Here is a 20,344-nt window from a genome sequence, read left to right on the forward strand (position 1 = left end):
GACCCTCCGCCTTGTAGCGAATGTAAAAGTTTTCAAAATCTTCGTTGCTGTAATACATAATTTATCAAGATTAATGTTACAGCCGCGAATGTAGTCGGTTTTACTCAGGCTGTGCTTGGACGCTTACCGGTCTCCTCCCTTGCAACTTCGAAGACAAAATCTAAGCCTGACTTGAACTTAAAAAACAAGTCGGACGGTTTCGGACGGATACAGCTTACGACGCTATGGAACCGGATGGTCTCTGCGTCTTTAGCGGATTTCCCTCGCTCTTATTTGTTTTTCCCCAATGCCTCGTTCAGCACTTTATTCTTAGCGACCGTCGCTTGGAATTCTTTCAAATAGAGAGGCTCAAAATAAGCCACATTCTCGAAGCGGCCCTCATCGTATGCTTTCCGCGACAAGGATGCCATAGTTACAGCCAACGGATAGATACCGTCTATAAAACAGGCGTTCGGAGAGGTGATTACCGCCTTACATTTGGCGGCACCGTCCCCGAAGAAACAAACCTTGCCATTCTCCAAAAAAGATGCGTACGAATCCGCATCCACGATATCAGCGGCCGTGGCACGTATCGTGTTGAGGCGGGAATCATAAATCGAAGCGTAGACTTCCATACGGCGGGCATCCAACATAGCGCAATACAAGCAGCCTCTCTCCTCCTTATTCTTCCGGATAGCGGCAGAGGCTAAAACATCCAGCGTAGGAATACCGATCAAAGGAATATCATACCCAAAGCATAGTCCTTTGGCCACGGACACCCCGATACGCAACCCCGTATACGATCCAGGTCCGCTACTTACCGCCACGGCGTCCGGTTTCAGTCCCTCCGACTTCGCGACCTTCAACGCCTCTTCCGCGTAAACTCCCAATAACGCCGCGTGAGACGGTCCCTCGAACGAGGCCTTCTCAAAGACCACCTCCTCCCCTTCCGACAGGGCTACCGAACATACGGAAGTGGAGGTCTCGATATTTAAAATCAATGACATACTAATTAACTGTTAACAATTGAACGAACAAACGATCTCAATCCTTCAAGCGGATCAGGCTGCGAAGGTATACAAAAATTCATTATGCTATCACAAGGCAGCCCTGTGAGAAACACCTATTTATGAGAAAATAAACGTCAAATCTAAAAGGAAACCACTATCTTTGCGCAAACTTCTGAGAAAAATGATACAATCAATGACGGGGTTCGGTAAGGTTACTGCCGAGCTTCCTTCGAAAAAAGTAACCGTAGAGATAAAGGCTTTAAACAGCAAGCAACTGGATTTGTCCACCCGTATTCCTTCCATATACAAGGAAAAGGAGATGGAGCTTCGGGGCCTGTTACTTCAATCTTTGGAGCGGGGGAAAGTTGAGTTCAACATCTTTATAGAATATATCGGCAAAGAGACTCCTACGCAGATCAATCTTGCCGCCGTAGAGAGTTATTACAACCAGATCCGGGAGATCGCCGGGAAACTGGACATCAGTGTTCCGGGCGATTGGTTCCAGACCCTGCTGCGGATGCCGGACGCCATCAAGTCCGAGGCCGCGGAACCGGACGAATCCGAATGGGAAGTGGTTCTGGCCGCGGTAAAGGAGGCGATCAAGCACCTGTCTGATTTCCGCGTCCAGGAGGGAGCCATGCTTCAAAAGCTTTTCGGACAGAAGATAGCCAATATCGCCGCCCTGTTGAAGGAGGTGGAGAAATACGAGAGGGAACGCATCGAGAAGATCAAGGCCCGTATCGCGGATAACTTGGAGAAGATCGCCGGGAAGGACTACGACAAGAATCGCTTCGAGCAGGAGATGATCTATTACATCGAGAAGCTGGACGTCAACGAGGAAAAGAGCCGCCTGGATAACCACTTGAGGTATTTTATCTCGACCATGGAGACGGGACACGGCCAAGGCAAGAAGCTCGGCTTCATCGCGCAGGAGATGGGACGCGAGATCAATACGCTCGGATCGAAGAGCAACCACGCCGAGATGCAGAAGATCGTGGTCCAGATGAAAGATGAGCTGGAGCAAATCAAGGAACAGGTACTAAACGTATTATAATTATAATCAGGTTAACGAGAATGGCCGGCCAATTAATTATCTTCTCCGCACCCTCGGGTTCCGGGAAATCAACCATTATCAATTATCTTTTGAGACAAGACTTACACCTTCGTTTCTCCATCTCGGCCACCAGCCGGGCTCCCCGGGGGAGCGAGAAGGAGGGTGTGGAATATTATTTCCTTACGCCGGAGGAGTTCCGTCGTCGTATCGCCAATGGAGACTTCCTGGAATATGAGGAGGTGTATGCCGACACCTATTACGGGACGTTAAAGAGCGAGGTGGAACGTATCTTGAACGAGGGGGACAACGTGATCTTCGACGTGGATGTGGTAGGCGGACGCAATATCAAGAGATTCTATGGAGACCGCGCCCTGTCTGTCTTTATCCAACCTCCCTCCATAGACGAGCTGCGGAAGCGATTGGAAGGACGGGGGACAGACCGCCCGGAAGTGATCGAGAGCCGTATCGCCAAGGCGGAGTATGAACTGGGATTCGCCGGGCAGTTCGACAAGATTGTCGTGAACGATGATCTGGAGACGGCCCGGAAAGAGGCGTTGACGATCATCCGGGAATTCTTAAACCCATAGTCTATGCCGAATCGCTTCAAGAACACCCGTTTTATGACGGGGCTTTCTGTCGTTTGTGGGATAGCGAGCCTCCTGTTGGGCGCCATCAGCCTCTATTATAAGGAGTATATCATCGGGGGCGCCCTGCTGTTCAACATATTCATTTGTTTCATAAACTACAAGGGTTGGCAAAAGAGGGATTAACTAAAAATCGGATGGGACTCAAGACCGGCATCTACAGTGGATCGTTCAATCCCATTCACATAGGCCATCTCGCCTTGGCGAACTGGCTGTGTGAGTTCGAGGGGTTGGATGAGGTGTGGTTCGTGGTCACGCCCCACAATCCGCTGAAGGAAAAGGAGGGCCTGCTCGACGACGCGCTGCGGCTGGAGATGACCCGGGCCGCCATCGACGGATACCCGAAGTTCAAGGCCTGCGATGTCGAGTTCCACCTGCCGAGACCCTCCTATTCCATCGATACCTTGCGAACCCTGTCCCGCAATTATCCGGATCGGGACTTCTATTTCATCATGGGAGCCGACAACTGGCAGCTTCTCCCCCGATGGAAAGAACACGAGGAGATACTCCGCAGCTACAAACTGCTGATTTATCCCCGCCGGGGATTCGACATCTCGATCCCGGAGATCTATCCGGACGTGAGAAAGGTAGATGCCCCTTTGCTGGAAATCTCCTCCTCCTTCATCCGCGACGCTTACCAAGCCGGCAAGGACATCCGTTTCTTCCTGCCGGAAGGGGTGCGCCCCTACTACGCGACAAGATAGCACCGGTAGAGGCGGACCTCCTATCCGGTTCAAGCCGGAGATTCATCCGGGAGAACGTCGCGAAGGCGGGCGAGATCGATCTTATCCGATTATTCTTTCTCGAAGCGCAAGAACGGCAATACCATAAATAGAGGCAGGCAACAGATCATTACCCAGATAAAGAAATGTTGGTAGCCGATCTGCTCCTGTATCCATCCCGACACCATTCCCGGCAGCATCATGCCTAACGCCATGAAACCGGTACTGATCGCGTAATGCGAGGTCTTGTATTCCCCCTCGGCGAAAAGCATCAGGTACATCGTGTAGGCCGTGAAGCCAAACCCGTAGCCGAATTGCTCGACCGCGACACAAGCGTTCACGACAACGATACTCTCCGGCATCGTATAAGCCATATACAAATAGACCAGGTTCGGCAGGGAGATGGCCAACGCCATCGGCCACAACCAAGCCTTCAAGCCTCTCCGGGATATCGCCAGGCCTCCCAAGACCCCTCCGAGCAACAAGGAGATCACCCCCACCGTACCATAGGCGAACCCGACCTCGCCGGTGCTGAGCGCCAACCCGCCAACCTCTCGCCCGTCCAGCAGGAAGGGAGAAGCCAACTTTACCAATTGGGACTCCCCCAGACGATACGTCAACATGAAAAGCAAAGCCGGGACAATCCCCTTCTTCCTGAAGAAACGCGCGAAAGTATTGCCAAACTCCACAAAGAGGGTACGAGGGGTAATATTCGCACGTTGCGCGTCACTCGCCGGACGGGGTAAAATATACCTATGCCACAAAGCCAGGGCGATAAAGGCGCCGGCCACCGCGAAAAACACCAGGCTCCAGGCGAAGGGGACCCGCCCGGTACGCTCCTCCAAGAGTCCCGCCAACATGACCAGCAGGCCCTGTCCGGTCAGCATCGCCACCCGGTAGAAGGTATTCCGGATACCGATGAAGAATGCCTGCCGCTCCTCCGTCAGGCCCAGCATGTAGAAGCCATCCGCGGCGATATCATGCGTAGCGGAACTGAACGCCATCAGCCAAAAGAAGGCCAAGGTAAACCGCAGGAAGAAATCCCCGGGAAGGACAAACGCCACGCCGGCCATTCCCCCGCCAATCAACAACTGCATGCTATAAATCCACCAACGCTTCGTCTTTATCAAATCCACGAACGGGCTCCAGACGGGCTTGATCACCCAAGGGAAATAAAGCCAACTGGTGAACAAGGCGATATCCGTATTCGACACTCCCAAACGTTTGTACATGATCACGGAGAGCGTCATGACTACCACGTAGGGCAAGCCTTCGGCAAAATAAAGAGACGGGATCCAGGCCCAAGGATTACGTTTTTCCATACTCAGCAGGTATTAGGCGATTAGAGGTCCATAGTAAATCCATCCGCGTCCTTCCACGCCGGGAACTTGGCCCGGAACTCATCCAGCTCGCGCTTCCTCAAGGTACATGTCCGGGTGGCCTCCTTCCGTTTCCCGGCATCCGCCAATTTCTCCCCTTTCGCGTCATAAATCATGGAATCCCCCTTGAAAATAAAACCTTTCCCATCTACCCCCACACGGTTCACGCCACAGACATAAGCCATGTTCTCGATGGCACGGGCCTGCAGCAATGCCTTCCACGCCTTCTTCCGGACCTCGGGCCAATTGGCCACATAAATCAGGAGATCATATTCGTTATTCACGTTTCGGCTCCAAACCGGGAAACGCAGGTCATAACAAACCTGCAAACAAATGTTCCAGCCTTTGTAAGGCACGATCAAGCGCTTGTCGCCCGCCGAGAAACGCTTGTCCTCTTCCGCCATACGAAACAAATGACGCTTATCGTAATAATACTCCTCTCCTTCCGGGGTGATGAAAAAGGCCCGGTTGTAGAACTTCCCGTTATCTTTCGCGATAAAACTCCCGGCCACGGCCAGTCCATATTCCCCGGCCCATTCTTTTATAGCCGGCACGGTCTGGCCCTCCATCGTATCGGCTTGTTTCTCCACGTCCATGGAAAACCCCGTGGTAAACGCCTCCGGCAATACCGCCAAATCGGTTCTTCCACTAACGCGGCGCAACAGCTCGCCATAATAACCCAAGTTCTCTTCACGGTCCTCCCAAATAATATGGGATTGTATCATGCTGATACGTAAGTCTTCTGTCATAGAATAAATATATTAAGGTAATAAAAAGACATCGTGCGGCAAGGTAACAGTCTCATGGCGAGGAGACGCTTGCCCCTTCACCCTAAAACGCCTATACCTGTACGAAATTCTCAGGATGGCAGGCGGCAACTCCCCGATACATCTCCCGTATCGTGCGGATATCTTTATCCGCATCACCCGTCGGATAAAAGACACCTTTCGTGCCCACCTCTTTCTTTCCATAATCAAAATAAGCCACCACGATCGGCACGCTCGCTTTCAAAGCGATGAAATAGAATCCTTTTTTCCATTCCTTGACCCGCCTCCGGGTGCCCTCCGGTGTCACGGCCAATTGAAACCGCTCGCTGGTCTTAAAACGTTCCACCATCTGATCGGTCACCGATGTGCATTTACCGCGATCCACCGGAACACCTCCCAGCCGGTTAAACAACAAATCGAAAGGGAAAAAGAACCACTCCTTCTTGATCAGGAAACCGGCGTTACACCCGATCGAGGTATAAAAAAGTTTCCCTACGATAAAATCCCAGTTGCTGGTATGCGGAGCCACACATACGATACATTTCGGCAGATCCACGCCATCTACCGGACCCAGCTTCCACCCCGCCATACGGAGTATCGCCTTGCAAATCGCTTTCTTCATGCCTATTTGTCCTTGCTCAACTCCTCTATCTCGTCGGCGATAGCGTTACTCTCATTTTGCAAGTCCGTCCTTAATTTGCGATAATAATTCCGTACCAAGGTCCTGTCATCCTTACCGTCCGGGTGCCCGGCACGACCGATATAACTTTCTTGCATATCCAGGATACGAGCCATCAAAGCATCCGCTTTCTCTTGATTTACTCCGGGTATATACAATTTGCAAACCAGCGTTTCCGTGAATAATTCACCCGCCACGTAGCTGATCTCCTTCTTTAAGATTCTCCTTTTAGCCATAATAGTTCCTATTTAATTATCCACAAATATAGGACATATGTTATTAAATACCGAGGAAAGGTCAAGAAAAACATAAAATGAATTATCTTCGCGGCGGTGAAATCATGGGTTATAAACAAATCAAATATGAACGAAATGATAAAGACGCCGGAGTTTCTCTTTGAAAGCAGCTGGGAAGTCTGTAATAAAGTGGGAGGTATTTATACCGTACTATCGACTAAAGCGCATACGCTTCAACAAATTTTTAACGACAAAGTAATATTCATCGGCCCGGATGTGTGGGCAAACACGACAGCTCCCGATTTTACGGAAGAGGCCTCTTTGTTTGAGGATTGGAGAATACACGCCAAGGAAGTGGATCACTTGAAAGTTAAGATTGGCCGCTGGGACGTACCGGGTACCCCCCCTGTTATACTGGTAGATTTCAAATCCTACTTCAATGAACGAGACGCCTTTTTCTATTCTATGTGGGAAAATTTCCAAGTTGACTCCATCCACGCCTACGGCGATTACGATGAGTCTTGTATCTTCGCATACGCGGTTGGTAAGGTAATAGAGAGTTTCTATCACTTTTACAGGCTGGAGAACAGGAAAGTTGCCGCCCTGTTCAACGAATGGATGTTGGCCATGGGAGCGCTTTATATTCAAAAGCAGATCCCTGCCATAGCGACACTTTTCACGACACACGCCACATCGATCGGACGCTCTATCGCCGGTAACAACAAAGCGTTATACGCCTATATGGACGGCTACAACGGCGATCAGATGGCTAAGGAGTTAAACATGGAGGCCAAGCATTCCGTAGAGAAGCAGGCCGCCCATTACGCGGATTGCTTCACGACCGTAAGCGATATCACGGCCCGGGAATGTAAACAATTATTGGATAAGGCGCCGGATATCGTCACCCCGAACGGATTTGAGCCCAACTTCGTGCCCGAGGGAAAGGAATACGCTAAAAAGCGAGAGGAAGCACGCCGCACGTTGATTAACGTAGCGGAGAAATTATTGGGCTGCTCCATCGACCCGAACGCTCTGTTGGTTTCCACCAGTGGCCGCTATGAATACCGAAATAAAGGTATCGATGTCTTCATCGAGGCAATGAACCGTGTACGTACATCCGGACGCCTACAGCGTGAGGTCGTTGCCTTTATCCTGGTACCGGCTTGGGTACGTACCGCCCGCGCGGATCTAAAAGAGGCGATCGAGCAAGACCTAAAAACGACCTCTCCGCTTCAAGTTCCATTCATCACACACTGGTTGCATAATATGCCGGAAGATAAGGTCTTAAGTTATATCAACCACGCCGGTTTCACGAACGCGGCATCCGAAAAACTAAAAATCATATTTGTCCCTTGTTATTTAGACGAAAAAGGAGGTATTTTCAATAAGACCTATTACGATGTGCTGATCGGAATGGACGTTACCGTATATCCATCCTACTACGAGCCGTGGGGATATACCCCGCTGGAAAGTATCGCTTTCGGTATACCGACGATCACGACCAATCTGGCAGGTTTTGGTATGTGGGCGAAGAAAACGGTATCCGGAGATGACCTCGGCGAAGGCGTGGAGGTTATCAATCGCACAGATTTCAATTATTTTGAGGTAGCGGACGCTATCATGAACTCCATCCTGACGCTCAGCCAAAAGGATGCTACGGACGTCGAGGCAATCAAACAGCGTTGTTTCGATCTCGCTCGAAAAGCGGAATGGAGCAAGTTTATCGATTATTATCTGACCGCATTCGACATTGCCATGAAGCATGCCGAGGAAAGAAATAATTAAATATTGCTCATGGTTAATAAGATAATACTATCTTTGCACTCGTTTCAGACAAACACTTTAAACTTCACGATAATGAAAATTAAGGCGAATAACGCGAACAGTCCTATTTGGAAGGACGTTTACTCACATTCCAAGCTTCCACAACAGTTGGAACCACTTCATGAGATCGCTACGAATCTTTGGTGGGTATGGAATCATGAAGGCGCTAAACTATTTGGCAAGATCGACAAACAACTTTGGAAATCTACAGAAGGTAACCCTGTGCTGCTACTGCAAAGCCTTTCACACAAACGTATGGAAGAGATCTTGGCAGACAAGGAGTTAATGGCTGAGATCCAAAGGGTATACGCTGATTTCAAAGCTTATATCGATGTAAAACCCGACAAGACACAACCTTCTGTAGCCTACTTCAGCATGGAGTACGGTTTGACCAATGTATTAAAGATTTACTCTGGCGGTCTGGGAGTATTAGCCGGCGACTACCTGAAAGAGGCCAGCGATAGCAATATCGATTTATGTGCCGTAGGTTTCTTGTATCGTTACGGATATTTCACACAGACTTTGTCCATGGACGGTCAGCAGATCGCCAACTACGAGCCGCAAAATTTCAACGCCCTGCCGTTGACTCAAGTATTGCAGTCGAACGGAGAGCCGATGGTATTGGAAGTCCCTTATCCGGGCAGGATCGTTTACGCTTATATCTGGAAAGTCAGCGTAGGTCGTGTACCTTTGTATCTGATGGATACGGATATTCCTCAGAACAGCGAATGGGATCGTTCCATCACGCACCAATTATACGGTGGCGATTGGGAGAACCGTATGAAACAAGAATATTTGTTGGGCATCGGCGGTATCATGATGCTGAACAAATTGGGTATCAAGAAACAGATTTATCACTGCAACGAGGGACACGCCGCTTTGATCAACGCTCAACGTCTGGTAGATTATATCCAGAACGACGGCCTTTCATTCAACCAAGCGCTGGAGGTGGTTCGTGCTTCCGCCCTCTATACGGTACACACTCCGGTTCCGGCAGGTCACGATTACTTTGACGAGGGTTTGTTCGGACGTTACATGGGTGAGTTCCCCGGCAAGCTGGGTATCAGCTGGCAAGATTTCATCGATATGGGACGCGAGAACCCGGGTTCTCACGAGAAATTCTCCATGAGCGTATTCGCCTTGAACACTTGCCAAGAGGCTAACGGCGTAAGCTGGCTGCACGGTAAAGTGTCTCAGCGCATGTTCGCCCCGGTTTGGAAAGGTTACTTCCCGGATGAACTGCACGTTGGTTATGTAACGAATGGTGTACACATGCCGACTTGGGCCGCTACGGAGATGAAGAAATTCTATGCGGATAAACTAGGTGAAAACTTATTCAAAGATCAATCTAACAGAAAACAATGGGAAGGAATCCAGAATGTACCCGACGAGGAAATCTGGAATCTCCGTATGACCCTGAAGAATAAATTGATCGATTACATCCGTGTTCGATATAAAGACAGCTGGTTGAAGAACCAAGGTGATCCTTCTAAGGTAGTTTCTATCCTTGAGAAGATCAACCCGAATGCCTTGTTGATCGGTTTCGGTCGCCGTTTCGCGACTTACAAACGTGCGCATTTGTTGTTCACGGACTTAGACCGTTTGGCTAAGATCGTCAACAATGAGAAATTCCCGATTCAGTTCGTATTCACCGGTAAGGCCCACCCGGCTGATGGAGGTGGTCAAGGTTTGATCAAGCACATCGTCGGGATCTCCCGCCGTCCGGAGTTCTTAGGAAAGATCATCTTCTTGGAGAACTACGATATGCGTTTGGCTCGCCGCTTGATCTCCGGTGTAGACGTATGGTTGAACACTCCGACTCGTCCTTTGGAGGCTTCCGGCACTTCCGGCGAGAAAGCCGAGATGAACGGTGTATTGAACTTCTCCGTTCTTGACGGTTGGTGGTATGAGGGTTATGCAGAAGGCGCGGGTTGGGCATTGACCGACAAGCGTACGTACGAGAACCAACAATATCAAGATCAGTTGGATGCCGCTACGATCTACCACATCTTGGAAACAGAGATCATGCCGACTTACTACGCTAAGAACAGCAAGGGTTATTCTCCAGACTGGATTCAGTATATCAAGAACTCTATCGCTAAGATCGCTCCGGATTATACGATGAAACGTATGTTGGACGATTATGAGAATCGTTTCTATCATAAATTGGCTACTCGTTCGGCTCATATCTCCGCCAACAACTTCGAGATCGCTAAACAAATAGCTGCCTGGAAAGAAGAAGTAGCTCAACATTGGGATAGCTTCCAAGTAGAGTCTTTCACTTGCGATCACGATCTGTCGGTGAACGGACCGGTTGTGGGAAAAGAATACAACTTCAACTTGGTAATCGACCGTCATGAATTGCAAGGTATGTTAGGCGCTGAAATAGTTGTCACGAAGGAAGATCCGGAGAAACATACTTTAGAGCTGATCAACACCGCTCAATTCGAGTTGATGAAGGAAGAAGGTTCTAAACTATTCTTCAAATTAACGACAACACCTTCCGAGGCAGGTAACCATAAGATAAGCTTCCGCGTATATCCTGTGAACAAGGAATTACCTCACCGCATGGACTTCGCTTATGTACGTTGGATTCAGTTATAATCGGCAACAAGCAAAACAAATAGTCAAAAGGGAGGGTGCGTCATGCACCCTCTTTTTTTGCCATACCCGGGGCTATGCTTTACAGCGACTAAAGCCTATGGTTATGAGCCGTAAAGCATAGCCCATATCGTCCGTTCGAATACCCATGAATCAAAAAAAGGAAGCCGCACGGCAGGCAGCTTCCTTTTTCAGGATGACACGAATATTTTCAAGCTTAGAAGGCGTAGTCCAAACTTAATCCGAATACCTTGTTGGTGCGGCTATACACATTCTGCCCGGGAAGTCCCGTGCCGCAGTAGTTGTCCATCTTCTTGGTATAATCGTGGTAAGTAGTCCACATATATCCCACGTTCAAAGCCATTTTTTCGCTCAACATCACTTTAGCGCCAAAGCCCAGCGAATAAGAATCGCAGGAGAAGCTAACATCACTTTGGAAGTTATCAGATAAACCGTAATCTGTAATTTGAGCGCCACCGCTAATGGTCAACCTCTTGACAACATCCCACTCTATACCAAACAGATACTCATTCGTACCTCTTTCCAGTTCTTTCTGCTTTCCACCGGCCATTTCCGCCTTCTTATCATCGAAGAAGTGATATTCTACAGAAGCCTTCAACATGGGTAAAAACCGATAAGAGGCTGCTACCGAAAGCATGGAAGGGATATCGTTCGGCGTATTCACACCGTGCTTGTAAGGGCCGACCAAGCCCTCCGCACTGTCGGGATAATCCAACTCCTTGGTATTGTTCTCGATGTTCAGGTTCGTCTTAAACTCATATTTAGCCCCGAAATTGAATTTACCATATTTGACATCGATCCCCAAAACCGGTGTCAGCCCCCAACCTGTCTGGTCGCAATCCAAAGCCAGCGCCATCAATTCCGATCCGCCTAAATCCTGTTTGAGTTTCGCATTCAGATACCCGTCATAGCTCCCTGAGAAATAGTTCATCCGGCCACCGGCAAAAGCAGAAAGCCAATCCGTGATATTGTATCCCAAACCAAGTTGCAGAGAATAAATAAACTGCTTACCGTCCATCGCACTATTAATAGTATACATATCCGGCGTGACCAAGGGACTTTGACCGCCGGTCTTTATATAATTCGCCACACTTTCCTGGAAGATACCGGCCATAGCAGCCGATTCGAACATTGGCAGGCCATCGTCGAACGAAGCCTTACCCCCCCCACCCGTAATGGCGAAGAAACCAGAGATGGTCCAATCTCCTTTTTTGTAAGCCGCGAAAACACTCGGAATCACAGGAGCGGCTGCCTTTCCTTTGTAATACTTTTTATAGGGAACGTCACTCACTGTCGGCACCTTATTCACTGGGTCGAAACCATTGTACGTACTGAAAGAGGCATCGATATCCCGGGTCTGGAAAGCACTTTGGATACTCACACCTATGCGGAAACCGTCTGTCGGCAAAAAAGAGAGACCTGCCGGGTTTGACAAAGCGCCGTCTATATCAATTGCAGCACCTCGCGAAAGTGACCTTAAAAAGGCTGCATGCTGATTCGTATTCGTCAAATATCCTCCAGCGAAAGAGGCCAAAGGCATCATCATCAATGCCGCACCTAATACTACTTTTTTCTTCATGTTTTACTTTTCTTGATTACAAAACGGTTGCAAAGATAAATACTTTTTTCAAAAACTGCACACTTTTAACAAAAATGTGCCGCACAAAACAGCAAGTACTGTGCAAACGCATGTTACAACCACATGGTATCACTCAGATATCCTCGGGGGCGAACGAGGACTTAGCGTTTATACGCCGCCTTTTTACGACAAGAGATGAGCGACGCAACTCCGACCTCCAATGAAAGATCATACAAACCCACTGGTCTTTCGTGAAACCGACAGGATTAAGGCTAAAACATTTGCCGCTTTCTTAATACGGCGAAAGCGTACCGTCCCAAGCATTGGGACTGATAACTCCCATGCCTTGGGAGTGTACTGTCCCATGCCTTGGGAGTTACCTGTCCCAGCACTTGGGACAAAGGACCTCTAGCCCACTTTCTTCAAGACATCAGGCTGAGACAAAATCCAAGTTTCTGCTTCTTGAATCATAAGAAATGTATTGGAGGAAACGATATCCGTCACGCGATTAGGCTTTGCTTCGTATAAAAAGCATCTTAGGTCCATCCCTCAAGTATCTTAGGTGCGTTGGCAAAGTATCTTAGGTGCGTGGCGCAAGTATCCTAACATACTTTTTGCTCAGCCTTCGTCGCATTGGGGCGTGTTGGTAAGCATGACCTTCTCAAAAGATAGCCCCCACCCCACTAATTTTCTACTGAGCCGCTTATTCTCAACGGACTAAACTGAAATTTAACGAAGTATTATATAACCGAAAATCATCAAAAGTGTCCCAACATGCTCCGGTTTTTTATGCGGCACGGCACTCGAAACGGCATTTGTCCCAGCATGCTCCGGTCTCTCCAGGCATGCTCCGTTTTTTATGCCGCTTTTGCGCTTTTTGAGCTGAATTGAACGGATATGCTCCGTTTTTTATGCCAATTTATAGCCAATTTCGACCGTCATTATGGGTGGATTCAGCCGTTCTGGTTGGGTGGGTATGCTCCGTTTTCGGCACCTCGTCAGAACTGTAACAGCATGGCCGTTTTTGCTGTAACAGCCGCCGGAGCCTCTGGCCCGGATTCTCCTGAATACCCTCAACTATCATCACGAGATCACGCCATTCCATGGGATAGCTGTTGGATCCGGGGTCATATTCCGGCAGTTTGAAGCGCCCTGCCTCCAGGCGTTTGACGTACATCACCATGCCACCGTGCATATTCCGGAGCATCCCCGTTCAGTATTCCGGAGGTGCATCCAGCACCGAAAAAGGGTAAAACAGGAGGGCACTGAAAAAGTAAGCATTTTTCAGTATGCTCTTAACCGAGGCTAAAAATCAAGAACTCGCCGAGTCTTTATCCGAAGATTTGGCGAGTTTTCATTTTGGCCGGTTAATCGCCTGCAAAAAGCCTCATTTTGGGCATATGTGCGTCCGATGGCGGCATTCAGACTGTCACAGAGAGCCTCTGTCAGCTCAATCGGAGGATTCGCTTGATATTTGCGGCAAAAATAACCATTGCGCCTTGCATACGCATACAGTCTATGCCATACGAGTCTGCCCGATTGTATCCAAAGACATTCTTTAGTTCTGAGTTCTTAGCCTCGATCTTGTATCTGACCTTAGCTTTTGTCCTGAACTCCTCTGTTTTTTCAAAGTCGACCTGCTGCTGATGTTGCTCGGATTTAATTTGTATAGAATATGTTTTAGATTTTGCTCCCTTTTTATAACATCCGTGTCTGCGGGAGCACACCTTGCACTTTTCAATATCAAAATAATAAGTCTCCGTTCTATTTACAGTACCTTTTCTGATGCCATTTCTTTCCTTTCTTATAGCCATGTGTCCTGCCGGGCAAACGAACATTCCGGCATCTTTATTAAAGTCAAACTTATCTTCGTCTTTACGATAACCGTATATTGAAGGATTGAGCCTCGCAACAAGTTCAAATCCTTTATCCGAATCTTTGGAAAGTATAAGATTATCCCTGCCGGAGTATGCTGCATCTCCCACTACAGTTTCAACCGTCATGCCATTCGCGCGACTCTGTTCCACTAACTCCTGAAGTTGGGCTCCGTCTCCTTTCTCTCCTGATGTCACGGTTGCTGCTGTTATGATACGCTCATCACTAATGGCGATGTGTGTCTTGTATCCGAAGAACGAGTCGTCTTCGCTTTTATGGCCGATTCTTGCATCCTCGTCTTTCGATGTCACATAATGGTCCTCTATGTCAGAAAGCACCTCTTTAAGCATATTGAGACGCTCCTTAATTTGGGGAACTTCGGCAAGTGACGGATTGGAGCTGACAACATCAAGCAGGCTTCTGGTATAGTCAAGCTCATGCTCAGGCTCATCGTCGGTGTTCTTCGATGGCAGTTTGTCCCTGATTGATTCATCCAGCTCATACAGGTTCTTGCGGAGTTGCTTTGACCGGAGCCTGAGTATCTCGACCGGAGAGTATGGGTTACTCTTTGAGCCGGTGTGTGTGGCGTCGACTATTATAGTGCGGGATTTGATTATACCTTTCTCTATCGCAATCCCGACAGTCTTGCCAATCAACAGATTCAAAAGATCCTTGTCCTTAAGACGTAACTTACGGAACTTGCACAGTGTGCTGGGATTTATCAGGTCTGTATTCTCCGGAGTCATGCCAAGAAAATACTTGAACGACATATCGTAACGGGATCTCTCGACAACATCTACGTCTGATATGTCATATATGGTTTTCAACAGAAGATATTTGAACATCATCACCGGGCTTTCCGCCATGCGGCCATTGTCCGGACAATACTTATCCATAAGTTCTTTCTGGATAAAAGAAAAATCAACAAGATCATTAATCCTGCGAAGCAGATTATCCTTCGGTATAATCAAATCGTAGAGTTCGCTGTAGTCACTGAACTGAACAGTCTGTTGAAGTGGTAACATATCGGCCTGTTTTATAACTATAAAGGTACAAAAAAATCGGTACATATCCAAGATTTTACTTGCTATGTGCCGATTATTTCAGCCCCTGTCCTATAGAGGAACTTTTTCAGTGCCCTCTAAAACAGTCCTTTTTTGATACCCTTTCGTCCATAAAAGGACAAAAGAAATGGACAAAACAGCCCCAAAACAGCACTTTTTCCGGAGCATATCCGTTCAAAGAGAAAATGTGACTATAAACCGCTACTTTTTCCGGAGCAAGTCCGTTCACTTTTCGGCTAAAGCCGGGATATTCCTCACTTTTCCGGAGCATATCCGTCCGGTTGACGCACCGGCTGTAATTAAAAGAGAAAAGAAAGCCGCTTTTTTCCGGAGCAAGCCCGTTCATTCTTTCGGATTCTTCCGTATCTTATGTATTGTAAAATCACTTCATTACAATACATATATGGCAGGAAAAATCAAGGATATGAGTCTGATCAAACAGGTTCTCCAACTGAAACAGTTGGGAGAATCCAACCGCGGCATCAGCCGCAAGTTATTCATCAACAAGGAAACAGTCAACAATTACATCAAGACCGTCCGGCTCAACGGCTGGACGTACGAGGAGCTGCTTGGCAAGGATGATCCCGGGCTCGACCGTATGTTCCACGCGGGGAATCCGGCATACAGCGATCCGAGAATGGACTACTTCCTGTCCAGGCTGCCCTATTACAAGGAACAGCTTGGCAACCCCAAGCTCCATGTCACCCGGCAGTTGCTGTACGAGGAATACAAACAAGCCTGTCCCGGCGGATACAGCAAGTCGCAGTTCTATTTTCACTTGAAACAGAACCTGGTAGCGCAGAAAGACTGCACGGCAGTCCTCACGGAAACTTACAATCCGGGCGAAAAGCTCATGGTGGACTTTGCCGGTGACAAGTTGGGTTATGTGGACGCCGAGACCGGCGAGACAGTCAAGGTGGAGGTTTTCGTGGCCTGCATGCCTTACAGCGACTACACCTATGTGGTATGTGTCCCGTCACAGAAGACCGAGGACTTTATCTTTGCCATCAGGATGTGCCTGGAGCACCTTGGCGGCGTGCCCCCCATCCTGACGCCGGACAACCTCAAGTCGGCCGTCATATCCAACGACAGGCATGAGCCCAGGCTGAACAAGGCGCTTGAAGACATGGGCAACCATTATCACTTTGTCGTGTTGCCGTGCGACCCGAAGAGACCGACCCAAAAGGCGCCGGTGGAAGACAAGGTGAAGACGACCTATAACCGCATCTATGCCAAGCTCCGGAACCGCACGTTCCACTCCATTATCGAACTGAACAGGGCTGTATGGGAGCAGCTTTCCCTGTTCAACAAGACCCGTATGCAGAAGCGCCCGTACAGCCGCGAGGAACGTTTCCATGCCATGGAGGCGGACCGGTTGAATCCGTTGCCCGCAAGCATTTACGAGATGAAATACTATGCCGAGCTGCAGGTGCAGAGCAACTGCTTCGTCGAGCTCCGCCATGACAAGACCACCCACTTCTATTCCGTCCCTTACATGCACGTCGGCAAGAAGGCGCTGGTCATCTTTACCCGTTCCGTGGTCAACATCTACGTGGACGGCATACTGGCGGCCTCGCACAGACGCAGCCACGAGTACGGCCACACGTACGTCAAAAGCCACCTTGCCTCCAACTGCAGGGCAATCATGGAACGGTCGGCCGCTTATTATGTCGCATGGGCCTCAAACGTATCCCCCGGCTGCAGGGAGTACATAGCGGAAGTGTTCAACCCCGAACGGACCAACCGGCCGGAAGAAGTATACTACAAGCTGTGCGCCGCCATCATCAGCCTGAGCCGGAAGTATGAACGGGCATTGATCGACAAGACCTGCCGCCAATGCCTGGAATGCAGGGTCTTCTCCTACAGGAAGTTTGAAGCGATATTGAAGCGCAACAGCCTTCAGGAACCCGCTGATGAACCGGCGTTCCGCTTCGATGCTCCTACGCCAACCAACCATGAGAACATGCGTGGAAGCGCATATTTTGGATAGAGTTACAAGTCTAACATATAAAAAACATTCACATTATGACATCAAATGAAATCGCAAGAGCCCTGCATGGACTCAAACTTCCGGGAATGGCCGGTTGCTGGAATGCCCTGGAAGAAACGCACCGGCTTGACAAGCTCACTTTGCGTGAAGGCATGCAGCAGATGCTGCAGTATGAAAGGGACACCCGCCGGAACAACCGCGTCCGGCGCCTCATCAAGAATGCCAACTTCCGTCTGAAAGCTTCGGTGGAGGAACTTGAAACCGACACGACGCGCGGCCTGTCGGCAGCCGGCGTCAGCGACCTGGTTGCAGGCAACTACATCACCAACGGAATGACAGTGATAATAACAGGACCGGCAGGGACAGGCAAGACATACTTTGCCTGTGCCCTGGGGGACAGGGCTTGCCGGGAAGGAACCAAGGTGCTGTACTTTACTACAATGAACATGCTTATTGAAGCGCTGAAGCTGGTACATCTGGAAGGGAGAGAAACGAACTTCTTCAGAAAGCTCAACGCCCACGACCTGATCATTATCGATGATTTTGGCATGGTCGGGCTGGATGGGCAGCTGCAGCATGACTTTGAACAGATCATTGATGACCGGTGCAACCGGAAAGCAACCATCCTGGCAAGTCAGCTGCCTGTCGCAGACTGGTACCATGTCTTCCAAAGCGAGTTGATTGCAGAAGCCTGTTTAGACAGGATTGTACACAAGGCAATAAAATATTGCCTCACAGGAGAGAGCCTACGAAAGAAATATTAACTTTGCCATCGATACTGAAAATTACCAACGGAGTGAACGGGTATCACCGGAATTGGTGAACGGGTATCAACCGGAATATGCACTTCTTGCGCCAGTAGTGATAGGTTGAATAACTTACACCTACTTGCTGTAGGCACGACTTCAATGGCAGGCCACTTTGTTGCACCTGCAATTCTAATTCTTCAAATTCTAATCTATTCATAATAATTAAGGTTGGATTGTATATGCTACTGCAAAGCAACAACCAAACCTCAAGCTGTACAATGTGTATTTGTTCGAATGCTTACGGTGAAGCCAAGTCGATGTCCGAAAACAATCCGCCAAAATCTTCCTCGCTATCCTGTCCCAGCGTACTATCTTCAATACGCTTCAATGAACGTTCAAGCATAGGTAAGATATTTTCTTTACGCTTGATAGATTCTATTACGAACGAAAACAAGAATTTCGGTTCTATGAAATAGCCGATATTCTCCAAGCATTGGTTTTGTGCTTCCTCCTGTAGCTCCACCGCATCGGCATCATCCATTTCCCACAATTCCTTAAAGGTTATTTCATCATCCACCAAGGCATTGTTGGCATACTTTTCTATTTTCTCCGACAAGTATTTATAGGAAACCTAATGTAAAATACATAAAGTCGCTTGCCGACATATTGCCACGCAAACGGTTTGCGACCTCCCAAAGTTGGTCACGGAGTTTCTGCTGTAATTCTTCGCTCATATTGTGTATTCTTTTCAAGAACGTATATAATTTAAAATGTCATTCTGAAATTTATCATCAGTTAAATTTAGATTACCGCTAATAAATGCCTTTTTATCTATTGCTTGTAATGCTATAGATAAATCAGCATAAACATCAGACTCATCTATCATTATTTTATTAAAAATATCAGCATTATTCATATCATAAATATGTTTATTCAAACGATAAGATACTCCACCTGTGTCATTATCCACAATCTGATACAACTGAAACATCTCTTCTCCTACCTTTAATTCAAACAAAAGAGTGATATCTTCATTAGAATCCACAGGTAAACTAGACATAAAGAAATCATATAAACGTTCTATTATTCTAACATTGCGTCTCTCAATATCCTCTTTTAACCAATCATTTTGAGATAATTTGGACAGGGATTGTACTTCCAGAATTTTAGATTCTTTATACCGATCTTTTTTCTTTCCAAAATAATTATTTCCTGCTTGAATATTTAATCTCTTTTCAAAAATAATTTTATTTCCAAGCATATTTAAATGTGTTTCTGCATCTGATTTCTCCCATCCATTATAATTAGTAGCCTGCCAGCTTTGTGGAAAAATATGTTCTATTTCAGATTTTCCAATAATCAGAGTTTGTTTATCATCAAAAAGATATGCGTTCAATAACAGCAAAGACTTTGTTATTCTAGATGAAGAGAACGCATTTATTCTAGTCTTAAAATCATTAGGAATTTGATATCCAGCACAATCAATTTCTCCATTTCTCCATGTATCTACACAGAAATTAAAAACATGTTGTTTAACTGCATTTACCATCGGAGATTCAATAAATCTTACGAGCATAAAGGACATAAGTTTTTTTAGATATGGAGTAAATGCTTTTTTGAAATCCTCGCTACTTAGTGTCTTATTTCTATGATAAAAAACAGATATAGGGTATTTCCAGTATTCATTAGGGTAAGCCAATAAACATTGAATATATTTAGCGGCTTCTTCTTCGCAGAAACCGCCATCATTTGTATATATAGAAGTCCAAAAGGTACCCAAATCACATAAGTCATCAAAAAAACTTTGTGTTTTGAATATTGGATACTTATTCCCTTTGCCTACCAAGTAACACCTATCCAGTAATTTGGTATTCAACTAATTGCAGCAATTGACTCATCGAGTTTTCTTATTGACACGAGTAGTTTCAGCCTGCGTTTTTCGAGCATGGTCAATGATGGCTTGCTCACTTTTGATTCATCATACTCGGTTCCGTTCTTAATCATGTTATATATTATGACCGCCAGCCTATGGGCTGCAGCGACATTAGCCTGTATTCCGCCGGTGCGGGCTTTTATGCGTCTATAATATGCGCCTAAGGCGTCTTTTGACCGGGATAAGGCCATCGCGCTTTGTCGCAATGCCTGTCCGACTTTGTTTTTGCGTTTGAGCA

At 47.6% G+C, this 20,344-nt stretch carries 18 protein-coding genes and 2 pseudogenes; 8 read left to right on the forward strand and 12 right to left on the reverse strand.

From position 1 onward, the window contains the following. Positions 1 to 269: 269 nt before the first annotated feature. Entirely contained in the window at positions 270 to 986 is a 717-nt protein-coding gene (tsaB, locus tag G7Y39_RS11895; protein WP_165157677.1) for a tRNA (adenosine(37)-N6)-threonylcarbamoyltransferase complex dimerization subunit type 1 TsaB, read from the reverse strand. A 184-nt stretch (positions 987 to 1,170) separates the two neighbouring features. Here tsaB and G7Y39_RS11900 point away from each other — a divergent pair, with 184 nt between their 5' ends. Genes G7Y39_RS11900 through nadD form a run of 4 tightly spaced genes read left to right on the forward strand, consistent with a single transcriptional unit; the run spans position 1,171 to position 3,391 of the window. Beyond that, positions 1,171 to 2,043: a YicC/YloC family endoribonuclease gene (locus G7Y39_RS11900; RefSeq protein WP_165157678.1), complete on the forward strand. Its 873-nt coding sequence runs from the start codon at positions 1,171 to 1,173 to the stop codon at positions 2,041 to 2,043. Positions 2,044 to 2,063: 20 nt separating this feature from the next. Beyond that, positions 2,064 to 2,630: a guanylate kinase gene (gene gmk, locus G7Y39_RS11905; protein WP_165157679.1), complete on the forward strand. Its 567-nt coding sequence runs from the start codon at positions 2,064 to 2,066 to the stop codon at positions 2,628 to 2,630. 3 nt (positions 2,631 to 2,633) lie between these two features. Beyond that, on the forward strand, positions 2,634 to 2,813 hold the full coding sequence (locus G7Y39_RS11910; protein ID WP_165157680.1) for a hypothetical protein: 180 nt from the start codon (positions 2,634 to 2,636) through the stop codon (positions 2,811 to 2,813). Positions 2,814 to 2,824: 11 nt separating this feature from the next. Continuing rightward, the gene (gene nadD, locus G7Y39_RS11915) at positions 2,825 to 3,391 is read left to right on the forward strand and encodes a nicotinate (nicotinamide) nucleotide adenylyltransferase (RefSeq protein WP_165157681.1); all 567 of its coding nucleotides are present in this window, start codon (positions 2,825 to 2,827) and stop codon (positions 3,389 to 3,391) included. Between the two features lie 89 nt (positions 3,392 to 3,480). On the opposite strand, the gene G7Y39_RS11920 is transcribed toward nadD, so the two are convergent. From G7Y39_RS11920 to G7Y39_RS11935, 4 genes are all read right to left on the reverse strand, one after another. Further along, a complete protein-coding gene (locus G7Y39_RS11920) occupies positions 3,481 to 4,731 on the reverse strand; it encodes an MFS transporter (RefSeq protein WP_165157682.1) in 1,251 nt (416 codons plus the stop codon). 20 nt (positions 4,732 to 4,751) lie between these two features. Further along, positions 4,752 to 5,537, reverse strand: a complete 786-nt coding sequence (locus tag G7Y39_RS11925; RefSeq protein WP_165157683.1) for an amidohydrolase — start codon at positions 5,535 to 5,537, stop codon at positions 4,752 to 4,754. A 91-nt stretch (positions 5,538 to 5,628) separates the two neighbouring features. Continuing rightward, positions 5,629 to 6,177 (reverse strand): 1-acyl-sn-glycerol-3-phosphate acyltransferase, encoded by a 549-nt coding sequence (locus G7Y39_RS11930; protein WP_165157684.1) that lies wholly within the window; start codon positions 6,175 to 6,177, stop codon positions 5,629 to 5,631. Between the two features lie 2 nt (positions 6,178 to 6,179). Further along, positions 6,180 to 6,470, reverse strand: coding sequence for a hypothetical protein (locus G7Y39_RS11935; protein ID WP_165157685.1), 291 nt, complete (start codon positions 6,468 to 6,470; stop codon positions 6,180 to 6,182). 126 nt (positions 6,471 to 6,596) lie between these two features. Here G7Y39_RS11935 and G7Y39_RS11940 point away from each other — a divergent pair, with 126 nt between their 5' ends. After that, positions 6,597 to 8,255 (forward strand): glycosyltransferase, encoded by a 1,659-nt coding sequence (locus tag G7Y39_RS11940; RefSeq protein WP_165157686.1) that lies wholly within the window; start codon positions 6,597 to 6,599, stop codon positions 8,253 to 8,255. 72 nt (positions 8,256 to 8,327) lie between these two features. Beyond that, positions 8,328 to 10,898, forward strand: coding sequence for an alpha-glucan family phosphorylase (glgP, locus tag G7Y39_RS11945; RefSeq protein WP_165157687.1), 2,571 nt, complete (start codon positions 8,328 to 8,330; stop codon positions 10,896 to 10,898). Between the two features lie 214 nt (positions 10,899 to 11,112). Here glgP and G7Y39_RS11950 read toward each other — a convergent pair whose 3' ends face one another. From G7Y39_RS11950 to G7Y39_RS11960, 3 genes are all read right to left on the reverse strand, one after another. After that, positions 11,113 to 12,495, reverse strand: coding sequence for an OmpP1/FadL family transporter (locus G7Y39_RS11950; RefSeq protein WP_165157688.1), 1,383 nt, complete (start codon positions 12,493 to 12,495; stop codon positions 11,113 to 11,115). A 919-nt stretch (positions 12,496 to 13,414) separates the two neighbouring features. Further along, positions 13,415 to 13,702: an IS66 family insertion sequence element accessory protein TnpB gene (gene tnpB / locus G7Y39_RS11955; RefSeq protein ID WP_165157689.1), complete on the reverse strand. Its 288-nt coding sequence runs from the start codon at positions 13,700 to 13,702 to the stop codon at positions 13,415 to 13,417. A gap of 238 nt (positions 13,703 to 13,940) precedes the next feature. After that, entirely contained in the window at positions 13,941 to 15,395 is a 1,455-nt protein-coding gene (locus G7Y39_RS11960; RefSeq protein WP_165157690.1) for an IS1182 family transposase, read from the reverse strand. Between the two features lie 166 nt (positions 15,396 to 15,561). Between G7Y39_RS11960 and istA the strand changes: the two genes are divergently transcribed. Both istA and istB read left to right on the forward strand, forming a co-directional pair. Further along, on the forward strand, positions 15,562 to 17,424 hold the full coding sequence (gene istA / locus G7Y39_RS11965; protein ID WP_241160036.1) for an IS21 family transposase: 1,863 nt from the start codon (positions 15,562 to 15,564) through the stop codon (positions 17,422 to 17,424). Between the two features lie 35 nt (positions 17,425 to 17,459). Further along, positions 17,460 to 18,188, forward strand: coding sequence for an IS21-like element helper ATPase IstB (gene istB, locus G7Y39_RS11970; protein ID WP_241160039.1), 729 nt, complete (start codon positions 17,460 to 17,462; stop codon positions 18,186 to 18,188). A gap of 43 nt (positions 18,189 to 18,231) precedes the next feature. Here istB and G7Y39_RS11975 read toward each other — a convergent pair whose 3' ends face one another. From G7Y39_RS11975 to G7Y39_RS13540, 4 genes and pseudogenes are all read right to left on the reverse strand, one after another. Then, positions 18,232 to 18,390, reverse strand: coding sequence for a hypothetical protein (locus G7Y39_RS11975; protein ID WP_165157676.1), 159 nt, complete (start codon positions 18,388 to 18,390; stop codon positions 18,232 to 18,234). Positions 18,391 to 18,474: 84 nt separating this feature from the next. After that, positions 18,475 to 18,907 (reverse strand): annotated as a pseudogene (locus tag G7Y39_RS11980) (type I restriction-modification system subunit M N-terminal domain-containing protein); the annotation flags it as partial. Positions 18,908 to 18,921: 14 nt separating this feature from the next. Continuing rightward, positions 18,922 to 20,049 carry an HNH endonuclease family protein gene (locus G7Y39_RS11985; RefSeq protein WP_241160040.1) on the reverse strand — a complete coding sequence of 376 codons (1,128 nt, stop codon included), beginning with the start codon at positions 20,047 to 20,049 and terminating at the stop codon, positions 18,922 to 18,924. Continuing rightward, positions 20,046 to 20,344 (reverse strand): annotated as a pseudogene (locus G7Y39_RS13540) (hypothetical protein); the annotation flags it as partial. The pseudogene G7Y39_RS13540 and the gene G7Y39_RS11985, both read right to left, overlap by 4 nt.

The sequence above is a fragment of the Parabacteroides sp. ZJ-118 genome (genome assembly GCF_011038785.1).
In the GTDB taxonomy this organism is placed as follows: Bacteria; Bacteroidota; Bacteroidia; order Bacteroidales; family Tannerellaceae; genus Parabacteroides.

Excerpts from the sequence above, each read along its gene's own strand:
- tsaB (WP_165157677.1), bottom strand. The coding sequence starts at position 986 with ATGTCATTGATTTTAAATATCGAGACCTCCACTTCCGTATGTTCGGTA.
- G7Y39_RS11900 (WP_165157678.1), top strand. The coding sequence starts at position 1,171 with ATGATACAATCAATGACGGGGTTCGGTAAGGTTACTGCCGAGCTTCCT.
- gmk (WP_165157679.1), top strand. The coding sequence starts at position 2,064 with ATGGCCGGCCAATTAATTATCTTCTCCGCACCCTCGGGTTCCGGGAAA.
- G7Y39_RS11910 (WP_165157680.1), top strand. The coding sequence starts at position 2,634 with ATGCCGAATCGCTTCAAGAACACCCGTTTTATGACGGGGCTTTCTGTC.
- nadD (WP_165157681.1), top strand. The coding sequence starts at position 2,825 with ATGGGACTCAAGACCGGCATCTACAGTGGATCGTTCAATCCCATTCAC.
- G7Y39_RS11920 (WP_165157682.1), bottom strand. The coding sequence starts at position 4,731 with ATGGAAAAACGTAATCCTTGGGCCTGGATCCCGTCTCTTTATTTTGCC.
- G7Y39_RS11925 (WP_165157683.1), bottom strand. The coding sequence starts at position 5,537 with ATGACAGAAGACTTACGTATCAGCATGATACAATCCCATATTATTTGG.
- G7Y39_RS11930 (WP_165157684.1), bottom strand. The coding sequence starts at position 6,177 with ATGAAGAAAGCGATTTGCAAGGCGATACTCCGTATGGCGGGGTGGAAG.
- G7Y39_RS11935 (WP_165157685.1), bottom strand. The coding sequence starts at position 6,470 with ATGGCTAAAAGGAGAATCTTAAAGAAGGAGATCAGCTACGTGGCGGGT.
- G7Y39_RS11940 (WP_165157686.1), top strand. The coding sequence starts at position 6,597 with ATGAACGAAATGATAAAGACGCCGGAGTTTCTCTTTGAAAGCAGCTGG.
- glgP (WP_165157687.1), top strand. The coding sequence starts at position 8,328 with ATGAAAATTAAGGCGAATAACGCGAACAGTCCTATTTGGAAGGACGTT.
- G7Y39_RS11950 (WP_165157688.1), bottom strand. The coding sequence starts at position 12,495 with ATGAAGAAAAAAGTAGTATTAGGTGCGGCATTGATGATGATGCCTTTG.
- tnpB (WP_165157689.1), bottom strand. The coding sequence starts at position 13,702 with ATGCTCCGGAATATGCACGGTGGCATGGTGATGTACGTCAAACGCCTG.
- G7Y39_RS11960 (WP_165157690.1), bottom strand. The coding sequence starts at position 15,395 with ATGTTACCACTTCAACAGACTGTTCAGTTCAGTGACTACAGCGAACTC.
- istA (WP_241160036.1), top strand. The coding sequence starts at position 15,562 with ATGGACAAAACAGCCCCAAAACAGCACTTTTTCCGGAGCATATCCGTT.
- istB (WP_241160039.1), top strand. The coding sequence starts at position 17,460 with ATGACATCAAATGAAATCGCAAGAGCCCTGCATGGACTCAAACTTCCG.
- G7Y39_RS11975 (WP_165157676.1), bottom strand. The coding sequence starts at position 18,390 with ATGAATAGATTAGAATTTGAAGAATTAGAATTGCAGGTGCAACAAAGT.